Source organism: Pantoea sp. nfd-35 (genome assembly GCF_056892255.1).
This window is the reverse complement of sequence record NZ_CP122403.1, coordinates 333587-349442: the sequence shown is the minus strand read 5'-3', so window position 1 is coordinate 349442 and position 15856 is coordinate 333587. Positions and strand designations below refer to the sequence as shown.

The window sequence follows — 15856 nt, the reverse complement described above, 5'->3', positions numbered from 1 at the left end:
TAATTAGTCCTCTCGGGCAAACAATGCCTCAATAAAATCCTCGGCCTTGAACGGCCGTAAATCTTCGATGCCTTCTCCGACACCGATATACCGGATAGGGATGCCAAACTGATCTGCCACCGAGAAAATCACACCGCCTTTGGCCGTGCCATCCAGTTTTGTCAGGGTAATACCGGTCAGACCGACCGCTTCATGGAACAGTTTGGCCTGGCTGATGGCATTTTGCCCGGTGCTGGCATCAATTGTCAGCATGACTTCATGCGGCGCCTGCTCATCCAGCTTTTTCATGACGCGCGTAATTTTCTTCAGTTCTTCCATCAGGTGCGATTTGTTTTGCAAACGGCCTGCGGTGTCGGCGATTAACACGTCAACGCCACGGGATTTCGCGGCCTGAATCGCATCGAAAATCACCGAAGCGGAATCGGCACCGGTATGCTGCGCCACCACAGAAATGTTGTTACGCTGGCCCCATACCTGAAGCTGTTCAACAGCCGCTGCACGGAAGGTGTCGCCCGCCGCCAGCATGACCGACTTGCCTTCTGCCTGATACTGACGAGCCAGCTTGCCGATGGTGGTCGTTTTACCTACGCCGTTAACACCGACCATCAAAATGACAAAAGGCGTTTTGCCTTCAACATTAAGCGGTTCTTCCACTTTCGCCAGAATGTCGGCCATTTCAGTTTTCAGCAGGCCATAAAGCGCCTCTGCATCGCGAAGCTGTTTACGGTCGGCATGCTGCGTCAGGCTGGTGATGATACGGCGCGTCGTTTCGACCCCCACATCCGCAATCAGCAGTTGCTCTTCGAGCTCTTCAAACAGCTCATCATCAATCTTTTTGCCACGGAACAGGCCGATAAAACCCGATCCCAGGTTCTGACGGGTTTTCACCAGGCTGCGTTTCAGGCGGGCAAAGAAGCCCTCTTTTGTCGGACGATCCTGCTCCTGCGTCACCAGTGGCGCGGCGGCTAAAGGAAGATCGCTGACGGTATCTGTTGGCTCCACCCGATCGGCGTTTTCTGGAACATCCTGAACGGCATCCGCGTCGGCCAGCGCCAGTGCGGCGAGTTCGTCATCGCTGAGCGGCGCCTCGTCTGCCTCCGGGACAGGTTCGGACTGAAGGATTTCAGGCTCGTGCGGCGTAACCTCCACGATATCCGCATCGGCCAGCGCCAGCGCGGCGAGTTCGTCATCGCTGAGCGGTGCCTCGTCAGCCACCGGGACAGATTCGGACTGAAGGATTTCAGGCTCGTGCGTCGTAACCTCCACGATATCCGCATCGGCCAGCGCCAGTGCGGCGAGTTCGTCATCGCTGAGCGGCGCCTTGTCTGCCACCGGGACAGGTTCGTGCTGAAGAATTTCAGGCTCGTGCGGCGTAACCTCCACGATCTCTGCATCGGCCAGCGCCAGTGCGGCGAGTTCGTCATCGCTGAGCGGTGCCTCATCGTCCACAGGCTCGGACGCAGGTTCTGCGGGCGTGATAACGCCATCATGCGGATCAGGCACGTTTTCAGCCGATGGGGTAATTGCTGTCAGCTTTACTTCGCTATCGGGATCCGCTGTGTGTTGCTGTTCAACGACTTTTTCAGTCGTTGCAACGGTCTCTTCCGCGTGGATCTCCGCCTGACTTATTGCCGGGGCTTCCTGTTCTGGCTGCTGGACTTCCGGTTGTGCAGTTTGTGATGCCTGCGCTTCCGTTGAGGGTTGTTTCTCTTCTTCTTTGCCAAATCCCAGCCAGGAAAAAAAGCCTCGTTTTTTCTCTTTTGCCATTGTGTAACCACACTCCTCGATGGCTTCATCCCGGTAGCACAATGTTCCCAGGGTTAAAAACAGTATTGGTGATAAACGCCAGATGAGCGTCAAACCGCAGAATTATGCATAACAGCAGCAACGCTGTAGTCTAACACTTTCCAGCCAGCTCACCACAGCACCCTTTTTTAACGTTTCTTCTCATCGTTTCGCCCGTTAAACTACGCAACAAATTATGAAGATTTGTGAGCAAGATGATAAAACCTCCCCGTAAGACTGGTGGTGCAGGCCAAATCCGCATTATTGGCGGACAGTGGCGCGGCCGCAAATTGCCGGTGCCGGACAGCGCCGGACTGCGTCCGACTACCGACAGAGTGCGTGAAACGCTGTTTAACTGGCTGGCGCCCTCTATTCAGGCGGCCAACTGTCTGGACTGCTTTGCCGGCAGTGGTGCGCTGGGGCTGGAAGCCTTGTCGCGTTTCGCCGCGTCGGCAACGTTACTGGAGCTGGAACGCCCGGTGGCGCAGCAGTTGGCCAAAAATTTACAGACGCTTCAGGCCGCCAACGGCCAGGTTGTGCAGACCAATACGCTGACATGGCTGGCGCAGAGCGGTAAGCCGTTTAATATCGTATTTATCGACCCGCCGTTTCGTCAGGGCCTGCTGGAACAAACGCTGCAACTGCTGGAGAATAACGGCTGGCTGACTGCTGACGCACTCATCTACGTTGAAAGTGAAGTTGAACGCGGTGCTCCCCCGGTTCCAGCACACTGGGATCTATACCGCGAAAAAATTGCCGGCCAGGTGGCCTATCGCTTATATCAGCGCCAACAGGAGACACACGATGTTACTTAATTTAGGACGCCTGCTGATGCTGTGCGTATGGGGTTTTTTACTGTTTAACCTGATTCATCCTTATCCTAAGCCACTGACCTGGTTTATCAATGTGGCTCTGATATTTATGATTCTGATGCATGGTCTGCAGTTGGTCCTGCTGCGCACCACCCAAGGTAAAGATGCGCCGCCGATCGATCGTGTCACCCAGATAAAAGTCTTTTTGTTTGGCGTATTCGAACTGGTCGCGTGGCAGAAAAAAAACTTTCCACGTAAGTAAGTCGTCACGGCGGGCACCTGGCCCGCCGTCAGTGCCGGGCGGGCGTAAACTGAATAAAGCGCGAGCCCTGCAGAGTCAGTTCCCCTTGCGTGCCCTTGTCCATCAGATGGTAGTCGCTTTCACTTACCCGCATCTTAATATCGCTTTCGCCGTTCAGCGGATGAAACCAGGCCTCATAGCGCATTTCATCACCGGCGATCACTTCCCGTTCACGCGAGCGCCGGCTGGAAACAGAAAACTCACGTTTGGTTTTCACTTCGACTGTCAGGGTGCGAACCGGCGAGGCATCGTTGACGGCGGCTTCACGCCGCTGTTTGATGAACTGGCGAGTCGCTAAAACGGCGATAACAGCCAGCACAATGATAAAAAGTAGCGGTGGTTTCATAATATCCCAACGTTTCTCAGGTTACAGATGGCGTACATGGCGCGCTAAAGCATACAACCAGAGTTGACCGATTGTCACATCAGGCTGGCGTAACCTAGACTGACAGGAGTATTTCAGGAACTGTCACCATTTTTGGTCAATAGGGAGAAGCAATGCTCTGGTCCTTTCTCGCGGTACTTTTCTCCGGCTGGCTGTATGTGGATGCCTCTTACCGGGGACCTCAATGGCAACGCTGGTTATTCAAGCCGGTAACCTTACTGCTGTTAGTCGGCCTCGCCTGGCAAGCCCCCACGCGCAACACGTCAGACTATCTGATTGTGGCCGGGCTGGTCGCCACACTTGTCGGCGATACGCTGACGCTGCTTCCACGTCAGCAGACGCTCTACGCGCTGGGCGCGTTTTTCCTGTCGCATCTGCTCTATACGCTGTGCTTCGCCGCCAACATGACGATGAGTTTCTACTGGCCCATTCCGCTGACCTTTTTGATCATCGGGGTTGTCGTGATTGGCATTCTGTGGAGCAAGCTGGAAACGCTACGCTGGCCGGTCTGTACGCTTATCGGCATGACGCTGGTGATGAACTGGATGGCGGCAGAGCAATATTTTTTCCGTCCCAGCGATTACAGCTTTTCGATTCTCGTCGGTTCGGCCCTGCTTCTTTTGGCCAATATTGTGTGGTTTATCAGCCATTACCGTCGCCGCTTTAGCGCAGACAGCGCCATTGTCGCAGCCTGCTATTTTGCGGGCCACTTTATGATTGTCCGCTCCCTGTGGATTTACTAAGAAAGCGTCACAATAAATCTGAAGATGGAATAAACCGTCGGGTGTAAGATAAGGCGTGGGCATGGTGCCCACGTTTTCCGGAGGTTATATGCATCAACATCATGCTTGTGGCTGCGGTAAGCCCTGCGGTACGCACCGTGCCGCAAAACCGCTTTGTGCAATCCGCCCTGTTCGTTCCGGTACGCTGTCTGTTACTGCGGCAACGCCTGAAATTTCTGACGGCAATGGCTGCGGTGGTGACTGCGCGTGCGGCAGTTCATCCAGCAGTGAAGCCAATGACGAAGGTGACCGACGACGGTCCTCAGATGCTTTTCAGTTCAGCTGGCTGGTCAGCGGCATGGACTGCCCGAGCTGTGCCCGCGCTATCGAAACGGCCGTTCGTCAGCTTCCTGACGTCACCCAGGCCCGCGTCGTATTCTCCAGTGAGAAGCTGATTGTTGACGCCCGCGCACCGGTTCAAGGCGCGATAGAAGACGCCGTCAGAAAAGCCGGATTTCAACTCTCCTCCGCCGCTGCTTCCGCTTCTTCACCCGCCCCCTGGCAAACACATATCCCCCTTTTTCTGCTCGCCGGGTTAATGCTGGCCAGCGTTGCGCTCAGCCAGGTCAATGCTGTGTGGGGCGATCGATTATTTATTCTCACCACGCTGGTTGGTCTGGCACCGGTCGCGCGTAAAGCCTGGCAACGTCTACGAACCGGCTCCGCTTTTACGATTGAAACCCTGATGACGCTGGCGTCGGCGGGCGCGCTGTTGATTGGCGCCCATGCGGAAGCAGCCATGGTGTTGCTGCTGTTCCAACTGGGTGAACGCCTGGAGGCCTATGCGGCAATCCGTGCGCGCAGTGGCGTGAGTCAGCTGATGGCGATCCGTCCCGAATCGGCCGTGCGCCTGCAAAATGGCGTTCGCAGTGAGGTTCCACTGGCGGCGCTGCAGCCAGGCGACCGTATAGAGGTTGCCGCCGGTGGTCGCCTGCCGGTTGACGGATGCCTGGTCGCGGAAAGCGCCAGCTTCGATGAAAGCGCCTTAACCGGCGAGTCTTTGCCGGTTCTTCGCATGCGGGGCGATAAGGTGCTTGCTGGCGCCACCAGCGTGGACAGGCTGGTGACGCTGGACGTGGTGTCAAAACCCGGCGAGAGCGCGATTGACCGCATTTTGCAGCTGATTGAGGAAGCCGAAAGCCATCGTGCTCCGGTGGAACGCTTTATCGATAATTTCAGCCGCATTTACACGCCTGCAATCATGCTGCTGGCGCTGCTGGTCATGGTCATACCGCCGCTGCTCGGCGCGGGTCCATGGCTACCGTGGATCTACAAAGGGCTGACGTTACTTCTCATCGGTTGCCCCTGTGCACTGGTGATCTCGACGCCAGCGGCCATTACGTCTGGCCTTGCGACCGCGGCGCGGCGCGGCGCTTTAATCAAGGGCGGTGCAGCCCTGGAACGCCTGAGTACGGTGCAGACGATTGCGTTCGATAAAACCGGGACGCTCACGGAAGGCAAACCGCAGTTAACCCGCATTTTGTCATTCGGCGATCTCAGTGAAGACGAGATTCTGCTGCTGGGCGCCGCCGTTGAACAAGGCTCCACGCATCCGCTGGCTACGGCAATTGTGGCTGCGGCCCAGGCGAAATCCCTGACAATTCCGGCAGCCGCGCATCAACAGGCCATCGCCGGCAGCGGCATCAGGGCCGAGGTTGCAGGCCAGCGCATTGAACTGCTGGCACCGGCTTACGTCAACGCGCTGAACGCCCGGCAACTGGACATGATTAGCGAGCAGGAAGCCCAGGGCGAAACCCTGGTGATTGTGCTGCGTAATGGTGATGCGCTGGGTGCGCTCGCGTTGCGCGATCGGCTGCGCAGTGAAACGCCTGCCGCGTTGCAGGCGTTAAAGGCGCTCGGCATCAACAGCATTATGCTCACAGGGGATAACCCGCGAGCGGCGGCTGTGGTGGCGCAACAACTGGATATCGCGTGGCACGCAGGCTTATTACCCGCCGACAAGGTTGAGCGGGTTCGCCAGCTCAGTCAGCATCAGGTTGTGGCAATGGTGGGCGACGGCATCAATGATGCGCCAGCCATGAAGGCGGCCACGCTGGGCATCGCCATGGGCAGCGGCACCGATGTCGCGCTGGAAGCAGCCGATGCGGCTCTGACGCGCAATCAGCTCAGCCATCTGGCTCCAATGATCGGTCTGGCGCGTCGCACCCGGGCAATTATTCGTCAGAATATCGGCATTGCGTTAGGGCTTAAGGCGCTGTTTCTGGTTACCACGCTTCTCGGACTGACCGGATTGTGGCTGGCGGTGCTGGCTGATTCTGGCGCGACCGCGCTGGTCACGGCGAACGCGTTGCGGCTGCTGCGCACGCGGGATTAACAACCTGACGGCGGCAGGTGCCGCCGTTATTCGCCCATCCCTTTTCTGATCAAAAACTGATAAGGCAGCGTGTCGGTTTGCGCGACCAACAGGCGATGCTCCATAAAGCGGCAAAAACCGGGAATATCCCGCGTGGTCGCCGGATCGTCAGCCACGATCAGTAGCGTTTCACCATCCTGCATCCCGCGCACGGTTTTGCGAACCATCATGACCGGTTCGGGACAGCGCAGGCCTAACGCATCCAGTTGATGGTCGGCGGAAGAAAATGCATCACTCATCACGATCTCAATTCAGGTTGGCGGGCGCTTATTCTAGCGCGTCAGCCCTTTGACGCAAGGCGATAACGATTGCGTTAAAATTAGCCATTGCATTAATAGCACACCAGGGTAAGATGCGGCCGTTTTTTGTTCATGAAACCGTAGTGCGCGGACCGTTCTGCGCCCTGCAATGGGTTCCCTCACCCCACGATTAAAAAGGCTAACTATGCTCGCATTTACTCCGCGTCAGCGCACTTATGCGCTTTTCTGGCTGTCCCTGTTTCACCTGCTGGTGATTACCTCCAGTAATTATCTGGTGCAGTTGCCCGTCTCCCTTTTTGGTTTCCATACCACCTGGGGCGCCTTTAGTTTCCCGTTTATCTTCCTGGCAACCGATCTCACCGTCCGCATTTTTGGCGCGCCGCTTGCACGGCGGATTATTCTGGCGGTCATGGTGCCGGCGTTGTTTATCTCCTATACCATCTCCAGCCTGTTTTATCAGGGCGAGTGGCAAGGCTGGCAGGCATTGCAGCAGGTGAACCTGTTTGTCGCCCGTATCGCCTGCGCCAGCTTTATGGCTTACGCGCTGGGCCAGATTCTGGATGTGCATGTCTTTAACCGCCTGCGTCGCCTGCCGCAGTGGTGGATAGCGCCCGGCTGTGCCATGTTTTTAGGTAATATCAGCGACACGCTGGCGTTCTTTTTTATCGCCTTCTATAAAAGCTCCGATGCGTTTATGGCGCAGCACTGGGTGGAAATCGCCCTGGTCGATTACAGTTTTAAGGTGCTGATCTGCATGGTGTTCTTCCTGCCTGCCTATGGTGTGTTGCTCAATGCGGCGTTGAAACGTCTGGCCGAACGCCAGGCTCAACCACAGATACATTTCGGCTAACCGGCAATACAGCCTTTCCTGACAATCCGCTAAAATCTTCTGACAATACTCAGGTTGCGTTTGCAGCCTGATTCCTGTTGTATAAACGCCTGAGTGGAAATTTAAAAAGGGATTCTGATGCGTAATTTAGTGAAATATGCGGGAATTGGTTTGCTGGTCCTCGGCCTTGCCGCCTGTGACCAAAAGAAAGATGACGCGGCAAACGACAACGGCGCATCTGCCAGTCAGTCGGCACAAACCGTGACGCTGATGGATGGCAAGTTAAGCTTCGCCTTACCGCCGGGCATGTCCGATAAGAGCGGCAAGCTGGGCTCACAAAGCACCAATATGCACGTGTATGCTGATGAAAGCGGCGCGCGGGCGATTATCGTCATTGCAGGTGATCCCACTAACGAAGGGCTGGATGTTTTATCACAGCGCATGGAACAACAGCAGCGTAACCGCGATCCGCAGCTACAGGTTGTCTCTAACAAAGCGGTCACCCTGGGTGGCGAACCTGCACAGCAGCTGGACACCGTGATCTCAGCCAATAACCAGACCTCCTGGTCTTCCGTCGTGTTGGCAAAGGTGGATGGTAAGCTGATGACCATGCAGATCACGCTGCCGGGCCAGAACCAGCAGCAGGCGCAAAGCGATGCTGAAACGGTAGTGAAGAGCATTAAACTGAAATAACCGCAACAGGCCCTTGCCTGATATGGGTGTTATTTCAGGTTCCCGCCCTGAAAACAGCGAGCCGCGTGGAAAAGCACGTCTCCACACGGCTCGATTCTGGTTCTTTTCACGCCTGCTCACGTGCCGTGCGCCAGTAATCAATCAAACGCAGATAGTTATCTTTTACAGCCGTTACCAGCGCCGCGTCGTCAATTTCACCCTGCAACCACTGACTTGAAGGCTGGGCAAAAATCGTCCGTCCCACCGCGAAGCCTTTCACCCATGGCGCAGCCGCAGCCGCAGCGAAACCGAGTTTCAGCGTCTCCTCTGGCGCATCCAGCCCGAGCAACAGGATACCGCGACAGTGAGGATCCTGCGCCTCAATCAGGGTGCCAATGGCCTGCCAGCTCGCTGTTGACAGGGGCGGTAATTTCCACCAGTCCGGCTTGATTCCCAACGCATAAAAGTGGCTCAGAACCGCCAGATAACAGGCTTCGTTACGGTCTGGCTGCCCCTCTGGCAGAATCACTTCCAACAGCAGTTCATGCCCGCTTTTGTTACAGCCTTTCCAGACATCCAGCAACACGGCATCCTGCTCTTCACGCAGTTCGGCGCTGTCATGCGGGTGATAAAACACCAGACATTTTACCACGTGCTCCATTGGCCAGCTGGCAAGCTGTGTGCCGATATTGCCGTGTTCAAGGCGTAACGGTCGGGATCCCGGTAACTCTATCGGCCGCCCAATCCATCTGTTCTTGCCGGTAATGGCGTTAAGCGTCCGTTGCCCGAAGGTGGTATCGGCCAGAATGCCGCTTTTGCTTTCAATGCCTGCCTGCTGTACCGCCTGCTCTGCGGCCTGGAGCAGCAGGAGCTTGAGTTGAGGAATGTGGCTGACGTCAGCCCCCGCTGCCTTGGCCATATCGACCAGTTGCTTACGATGGTCAAAGGCAAAGATATTGAGTTCCGGCCAGGCACGCTGCCGGGTGGTCACGCGGTGCAGGTGCGTTAATCGACTGTCCAGATCCGGACGCTTGACGGCGTTTTCGCGGCTCAGAAAATCGTCCAGTTCTTCTCGGGTCGGCATCGCCGGCGCGCAACCGTGGCGTGAAACCACCAACGCACCGCAGGCATTGGCATAACGGCAGGCCTGCTCCCAGCCTTCATCATTTAACCAGCCACGCAGCAGGCCCGACATAAACGCGTCACCTGCGCCCAGCACGTTTAACACCTCGACGCGCACGCCGCTGTGCAGCGTTACCTGCTCCCAGCTTTCCGGAATCTCATGTTCAAAGACAACGCATCCCATTGCACCCCGCTTACAGACCAGCGTAGCCTTACTGACCTCACGGACATTTCTCAGCGCCGTCAGCGTATCGGTGCTGCCGCCCGCGATATGGAATTCTTCTTCGGTGCCTACGATAAGATCGAAATAGTGGACGACCTGCTGCAGTTGCGCCGTTACCTCTGACGATGCAATGAAACGTGTTTCACCGTCACCCAGCGAGGTTAATCCCCACAATACTGGCCGGTAGTCGATATCCAGCGCCGTTCGCAGGCCGTTTTTGCGGGCGAGCTCCAGCGCCTTTAGCACAGCCGCCCGGGTCTGGGGATGTGACAAGTGCGTGCCGGTGACCGCTACCGAGCGGGAGGAGGCGATAAAGGACTCCTCGATATCCTCTGGCACCAGCCCCATATCGGCGCAGTTATCACGATAAAAAATGAGTGGGAACGTTTCGTCGTCTTTGATGCCGAGAATCACCAGGGCAGTAAGGCGTTTTTTATCCGTTATCAGCGCATCGGTATTACACCCAACCCTTTGCAGGCTTTCACGTAAAAAACGGCCGTTATGCTCATCGCCCACGCGCGCCAGCATGGCTGAACGCAACCCCTGAATAGCGGTGCCATAAGCGACGTTACCCGATGAACCGCCAAGATATTTGGCAAAGGACGTGGTGTCCTCCAGTCGCGCGCCAATTTGCTGACCATAGAAGTCTACGGCGATGCGTCCAATACAAATCACATCAAGACGCTTCTGTTGTGTACTCATGCTTCTGGTTTCCTTCTGTGATGAGCAGACACTGTGGACAAGTTGGATATCGGGGTCTGAAGGTGTCTGATTAGCGATAAACACAGTATGAGGAACAAATATTCCAAACTCAATTCAAAATGAAACTTACAATGCAATTATGTGAACCAGTTAAAAATCTGTCGCTCCCGGTACTTTATCGCCATGCCCTGCGCACCGCGTACCACAAGGCGGCAGACTCACCGCCCGTCTTTTAGGGCTGACCTGACAATGAAATGAAATATCTTAAAAAACGGCAACTCTCACCAATCATTCCAGTTCCCCCCTTTCCTGCGTATTACGTGGGATCGGCAGGAATGTAAATTTGATCCCCCTCGCAAAATGAAATATTTCTTCTGTAATTGTATTTAATGAAAAATGCATTTGTTTATAATCCTCTGACATTTCAGTTATCCCGGTAGCTCTCTCCGTTACGTCACGCCGTTTATACGCGGGGCCGGACGCCGCTACAGCCAGCACGTTGAGGAAAGTTTATGGCCACCATCAAACTGACTACCGCACAGGCATTAGTTAAATTTCTTGATAATCAATACATTGACGTAGACGGGCATGAGACGAAGTTTGTCCATGGCATTTTTGCCATTTTTGGCCATGGCAATGTACTGGGTCTGGGCCAGGCACTGGAACAGGACAGTGGGGATCTGGTGGTATACCAGGGACGCAATGAGCAGGGAATGGCGCACGCTGCAACCGGCTTTGCCAAACAATCCCTGCGGCGTCAGATCATCGCCTGCACCTCTTCTGTTGGCCCGGGTGCGGCCAACATGTTGACGGCGGCGGCCACGGCGACGGCGAACCGAATTCCCCTGCTGCTGCTGCCCGGTGACGTTTTTGCCACCCGACAACCTGACCCGGTGTTGCAACAGATTGAGCAATCCTGGGATCTGAGCATCAGCACCAATGATGCCTTCAGAGCGGTCAGTAAATACTGGGATCGCATCAGCCGCCCTGAACAGTTAATGAGCGCCTGTATTAATGCGATGCGCGTGCTCACCGACCCCGCTGAAACCGGGGCCGTCACGCTCTCTTTACCACAAGATGTGCAAGGCGAAGCCTGGGATTACCCCGACTATTTCTTCCAGAAACGCGTGCACCGACTGGACCGTCGTCAGCCCACCGTGGCCCAACTTGAAGATGCGCTGAAGCTTATTATCCGCAAACGTAAGCCGCTGATTATCTGCGGCGGTGGCGTCAAATATTCGGGGGCGGGCGAGGCGCTGCAGGCGTTCGCTGAACGGTATCAGATTCCGTTCGCTGAAACGCAGGCCGGAAAAGGGACGCTGCTGTCCGATCATCCGCTCAACGTTGGCGGCGTAGGTGAAACCGGCTGTCTGGCGGCAAACCTGCTGGCAAAAGACGCCGATCTGGTGATTGGGATTGGCACACGCTATACCGATTTCACCACCTCATCGAAATGGATTTTCCGGCATCCGGAAGTGAGCTTTCTTAACATCAACGTCAGCAATTTTGACAGCTACAAACTGGACGGCGTGCAGCTGCTTGCCGATGCGCGTGAAGCCCTGCTGGCGCTCAGTCATGGGCTGGTTTCGCAGCACTACGGCAACGACTGGGGCACGCAGGTTGCCGAGGCGCGGCACCAGTTAGAAGAAGAAAGACAGCGCGTGTATCACGTTACACATAACGATGCTGAATTTGTGCCCGAGATTGCCGACCATCTGGACCGGGACGCCGTCTACGCCGAATTCAATCGCTTGACGCAGTCTCTGCTGACCCAGAGCAGTGTCTTGGGTACTCTCAACCAAAATTTGCCTGCCGATGCCGTCATCGTCGGTGCTGCAGGCAGCCTGCCCGGCGACCTGCAACGCGTCTGGCGCACGCGCGGCTATAACGGCTATCACCTCGAATACGGCTATTCCTGTATGGGATATGAAGTGAATGCGGCGTTAGGCGTTAAGCTTGCGGAGCCCCAGCGGGAAGTCTATGCCCTGGTCGGCGACGGCTCTTTTATGATGCTGCATTCCGAGCTGGTGACCTCCATTCAGGAGGGTGCCAAAATCAACGTGGTGCTGCTGGATAACATGAGCAATGGCTGCATTAACAACCTGCAAATGGAGCACGGTATGGACAGCTTCATTACCGAGTTTCGTTTCCGCAATACGGACAGCGGTAAGCTAAACGGCAGCCTGGTGCCGGTAGACTTTGCCGCAATTGCTGCCGGTTATGGGTGCAAGACCTATCGCGTCAGCACGCTGGAACAGCTTAAGGCTGCGCTGGACGATGCGAAAACACAGCAGGTTTCTACGCTGATAGATATTAAAGTACTGCCCAAGACCATGATTCATAAATATTTCAGCTGGTGGCACGTTGGCGTTGCACAAACTGCCCAATCGGCGCGCACGCAGGATGTGGCGGACAAACTGAATGCGCATCTGGCACAGGCCCGCAAATACTGATTTCCGGGCCGTCTGACGGCCCTTGTTTCTTCTCTTCGATTTAACCCTACAGGTGTAATTATGACATTGAAACTTGGTGTGATTGGAACAGGCGCGATTGGTCAGGAACACATTCGCCGCTGCAACAATGTCTTACAAGGGGCAAGAGTGGTCGCGGTATCCGATATCAACGTTGAAGGCGCGCAGGCTGCACTGCAACGGCTGAATAGTGATGCGCAAGTCTGCAAGGATGGCTATGAGGTGATTCAGTCACCTGATGTGGATGCGGTGCTGGTGACCTCATGGGATCCGACGCATGAAGAGTTTACCCTGGCGGCCATCGCGGCGGGTAAGCCGGTGTTCTGTGAAAAACCGCTGGCCATGAGCGCAGAGGGTTGCCGTCGGGTAGTCGAAGCAGAAATTCAGCATGGTAAGCGACTGGTTCAGGTGGGTTTTATGCGGCCTTACGATGCCGGCTACCGGGCGCTGAAAAAAGTGATTACCGACGGTGAAATCGGCGAGCCGCTCATGCTGCATTGCGCGCATCGCAATCCGACGGTGCCCGAAAATTACAATACGGAAATGGCGATCACCAATACGTTAATTCATGAACTTGACGTACTGCGCTGGCTGACGAGTGACGACTACAAAAGCGTGCAGGTGGTTTTCCCGCGCGTCAGTTCCAAAGCGCGTCCGCATCTGAAAGATCCGCAAATCGTCCTGTTTGAAACGCAAAAAGGCGTGCGCATCGATGTAGAAATTTTTGTTAACTGTACCTACGGCTACGACATTCAGTGTGAGGTAGTGGGTGAAGAAGGCATCGCCAGACTGCCGGAGCCTTCGTCAGTGCAGCTGCGCAAACAGGCCAAACTTTCCAACACCATTTTAGTCGACTGGAAAGACCGCTTTATCGAGGCTTACGACGTCGAACTGCAGGCGTTTATCAACGACGTGAAAGCCGGGCAGTTAACCGGTCCGTCTGCCTGGGATGGTTTTGCCGCCTCCGTCGCCGCTGACGCCTGTATCAAGGCGCAGAAAAGCGGTGCCATTGAACCGATTGAAATGCCCGCTCGTCCGGCATTCTATAACTAAATCTCTCGCCTTTGGCAGGTAAACAATGAACAACGATAACGTAAAGCTGGCGATAGCGCCCATTGGCTGGACAAATGATGATATGCCCGAGCTGGGCAGCGAGAATACTTTTCAGCAAACCGTCAGCGAGATGGCACTGGCGGGCTTCTCAGGAAGTGAAGTGGGTAGCAAATACCCACGCGATCCTGCCATTCTCAAGCCAATGCTCGATATTCGCGGCATTCAGATCTGCAACGCCTGGTTCAGCACATTTTTTGCGCAGGGTGACAAAGACGAGACCCTTGAGGGTTTTACGGCGCACATGAATTTTCTCTATGAAATGGGTGCCCGGGTGATCGGCTGTTCAGAGCAGAGTAAAAGTATTCAGGGCACAGCACGGGCAGTGTTCGATCACAAACCGGTGTTTAACGATGACGAGTGGCAGAGAACGGCGGAAGGCTACAATACGCTTGCCGACCTTGCCGCCGCGAAAGGGATGCGCGTTTGCCTGCACCACCATATGGGCACCGGCATTCAGACGCCCGCGGAAATCGACCGTTTCATGGCGCTCACGCATGACAATGTCGGTTTACTCTATGATACCGGCCACATCTATTATTCTGAAGGCTCACAGGACGTGATGCTGGCAGTGCTGAAAACCCATCTGCCGCGCATTTTCCACGTTCATCTGAAAGACGTGCGGGATGAGATTGTCGCAGAAGTGCGTGACCAGCACCTGTCGTTTCTGGACGGTGTGAAAAAGGGCACCTTCACCGTTCCAGGCGACGGCGTGATTGATTTTAAACCGGTTTTCAAAATTCTTGATGACTACGGCTATCAAGGCTGGATGGTGGTTGAGGCTGAACAGGATCCTGCGTTGGCCAATCCGTTCGAGTACGCGGTAAAGGCAAGAAAATATATTCGGGAGAATACCGGACTGTAAGACTGTTATCCGCCCTGAAGAGAATGATCAGGTCTTGTGTAAGGCTGTGCCCTCATCGGATGCAGCCTGTTTTAGTGGCCAGCTCGCCCGCGCGTCGCCCCTGTCGCGGTGAATCTGTGAGTCATTTCATAAACCAATGAAATAAAAGCTGCATACATAACAAAAAAATGAAATTTTCCAACCATCTGATATCATAGCGTTCATTATCCAGCCACGTTTTCCGCAAATGAGCAGATGTCATGAGTAATAATCCCTCCCAACTTTCACTGCTGCAGGACGAGATTCGCCGTCGCTACGAAACGCTGAGCAAGCGCCTGAAGCAGGTGGCTCGTTATATCCTTGATAACAGTAACAGTATTGCTTTTGACACCGTGGCCTCTATTGCGCAGCAGGCCGACGTTCCGCCATCTACGCTGATTCGCTTTGCTAATGCATTTGGCTTCAGCGGTTTCAATGAAATGAAACAGGTTTTTCGTCAGCATCTGATGGAAGAGACCGTCAACTATACAGAACGAGCGCGGCTGTTTCGTCAGACAGCAGCGGACGATGCTGCGAATTCGCCCGAAAGTCCGGCTGAAATTCTCAATGTTTTCACCATGGTCAACAGTCAGGCCCTGCAGCAGCTGGCCATGCAGGTGAGCCCGGACCAGTTAGACAAAACCGTGCAGCTTCTGAACGAAGCCGAAAATGTCTACGTAATCGGCCTGCGGCGGTCGTTTAGCGTTGCCTCCTATCTAGTGTATGCCCTGCGCCATCTGGAACGCCGTGCCTTCCTGATTGACGGGCTGGGCGGCATGTTTACAGAACAGCTTAATCTGGTTACGCCCAAAGATGTGGTGATTGCCATCAGCTGTTCACCCTATGCAAGGGAGGCGGTAGAAGTGGTCGAGTTGGGGGCCAAACGCGGTGCCAGCTTAATCGCGATCACTGACAGCCAGGTCAGCCCACTTGCCGCCTTCAGTGACGTCTGTTTCGTTGTACGCGAAGCCCAGGTTGACGGTTTTCGCTCTCAGGTTGCCTCGCTGTGCCTGGCACAAACGCTGGCCGTATCCCTGGCGCTGGCGAATGCGCAGTCCGGTCAGCTCTCCTGACATGCCGCCAGCTGCGGCGGCACTGCTTACACGTCATACCTGAACACATGATACACGCGCCCTCAGTAAAGC

General features: G+C 55.2%; 14 protein-coding genes. 10 read left to right on the top strand and 4 right to left on the bottom strand.

Annotated features, from left to right (window positions below; translation table 11 throughout):
- Positions 1-3 precede the first annotated feature (3 nt).
- Positions 4-1767 carry a signal recognition particle-docking protein FtsY gene (gene ftsY / locus P9J57_RS01595; protein WP_210476304.1) on the bottom strand — a complete coding sequence of 588 codons (1764 nt, stop codon included), beginning with the start codon at positions 1765-1767 and terminating at the stop codon, positions 4-6.
- Between the two features lie 233 nt (positions 1768-2000).
- Between ftsY and rsmD the strand changes: the two genes are divergently transcribed.
- Positions 2001-2600: a 16S rRNA (guanine(966)-N(2))-methyltransferase gene (rsmD, locus tag P9J57_RS01590; RefSeq protein ID WP_014594808.1), complete on the top strand. Its 600-nt coding sequence runs from the start codon at positions 2001-2003 to the stop codon at positions 2598-2600.
- The gene (locus P9J57_RS01585) at positions 2590-2859 is read left to right on the top strand and encodes a DUF1145 family protein (protein ID WP_013027564.1); all 270 of its coding nucleotides are present in this window, start codon (positions 2590-2592) and stop codon (positions 2857-2859) included. Before rsmD ends, P9J57_RS01585 begins: the two co-directional genes overlap by 11 nt.
- Before the next feature lie 28 nt (positions 2860-2887).
- Here P9J57_RS01585 and P9J57_RS01580 read toward each other — a convergent pair whose 3' ends face one another.
- The gene (locus P9J57_RS01580; RefSeq protein WP_013027565.1) at positions 2888-3244 is read right to left on the bottom strand and encodes a DUF2500 domain-containing protein; all 357 of its coding nucleotides are present in this window, start codon (positions 3242-3244) and stop codon (positions 2888-2890) included.
- A gap of 152 nt (positions 3245-3396) precedes the next feature.
- Here P9J57_RS01580 and P9J57_RS01575 point away from each other — a divergent pair, with 152 nt between their 5' ends.
- A complete protein-coding gene (locus tag P9J57_RS01575) occupies positions 3397-4026 on the top strand; it encodes a lysoplasmalogenase (RefSeq protein WP_013027566.1) in 630 nt (209 codons plus the stop codon).
- Between the two features lie 88 nt (positions 4027-4114).
- Positions 4115-6400 (top strand): zinc/cadmium/mercury/lead-transporting ATPase, encoded by a 2286-nt coding sequence (locus P9J57_RS01570; RefSeq protein WP_210476302.1) that lies wholly within the window; start codon positions 4115-4117, stop codon positions 6398-6400.
- A gap of 26 nt (positions 6401-6426) precedes the next feature.
- Here the strand turns inward: P9J57_RS01570 and tusA are convergent, their stop codons facing one another.
- Positions 6427-6678 carry a sulfurtransferase TusA gene (gene tusA / locus P9J57_RS01565; RefSeq protein ID WP_014604827.1) on the bottom strand — a complete coding sequence of 84 codons (252 nt, stop codon included), beginning with the start codon at positions 6676-6678 and terminating at the stop codon, positions 6427-6429.
- A gap of 205 nt (positions 6679-6883) precedes the next feature.
- Between tusA and P9J57_RS01560 the strand changes: the two genes are divergently transcribed.
- Positions 6884-7549 carry a 7-cyano-7-deazaguanine/7-aminomethyl-7-deazaguanine transporter gene (locus tag P9J57_RS01560; protein ID WP_014604826.1) on the top strand — a complete coding sequence of 222 codons (666 nt, stop codon included), beginning with the start codon at positions 6884-6886 and terminating at the stop codon, positions 7547-7549.
- Between the two features lie 117 nt (positions 7550-7666).
- Complete coding sequence (locus P9J57_RS01555) at positions 7667-8221, top strand: DcrB family lipoprotein (protein ID WP_013027570.1); 555 nt, start codon at positions 7667-7669, stop codon at positions 8219-8221.
- Positions 8222-8327: 106 nt separating this feature from the next.
- Here P9J57_RS01555 and P9J57_RS01550 read toward each other — a convergent pair whose 3' ends face one another.
- Positions 8328-10247 carry a bifunctional 5-dehydro-2-deoxygluconokinase/5-dehydro-2-deoxyphosphogluconate aldolase gene (locus P9J57_RS01550; RefSeq protein WP_014604825.1) on the bottom strand — a complete coding sequence of 640 codons (1920 nt, stop codon included), beginning with the start codon at positions 10245-10247 and terminating at the stop codon, positions 8328-8330.
- 512 nt (positions 10248-10759) lie between these two features.
- Between P9J57_RS01550 and iolD the strand changes: the two genes are divergently transcribed.
- From iolD to P9J57_RS01530, 4 genes are all read left to right on the top strand, one after another.
- Positions 10760-12700 carry a 3D-(3,5/4)-trihydroxycyclohexane-1,2-dione acylhydrolase (decyclizing) gene (iolD, locus tag P9J57_RS01545; RefSeq protein WP_013027572.1) on the top strand — a complete coding sequence of 647 codons (1941 nt, stop codon included), beginning with the start codon at positions 10760-10762 and terminating at the stop codon, positions 12698-12700.
- A 60-nt stretch (positions 12701-12760) separates the two neighbouring features.
- Positions 12761-13771 (top strand): bifunctional inositol 2-dehydrogenase/D-chiro-inositol 1-dehydrogenase, encoded by a 1011-nt coding sequence (gene iolG, locus P9J57_RS01540; protein ID WP_013027573.1) that lies wholly within the window; start codon positions 12761-12763, stop codon positions 13769-13771.
- A 25-nt stretch (positions 13772-13796) separates the two neighbouring features.
- Positions 13797-14693 (top strand): myo-inosose-2 dehydratase, encoded by an 897-nt coding sequence (gene iolE / locus P9J57_RS01535; RefSeq protein ID WP_013027574.1) that lies wholly within the window; start codon positions 13797-13799, stop codon positions 14691-14693.
- Positions 14694-14932: 239 nt separating this feature from the next.
- Complete coding sequence (locus P9J57_RS01530; RefSeq protein ID WP_013027575.1) at positions 14933-15784, top strand: MurR/RpiR family transcriptional regulator; 852 nt, start codon at positions 14933-14935, stop codon at positions 15782-15784.
- The last annotated feature ends 72 nt before the right edge of the window (positions 15785-15856 follow it).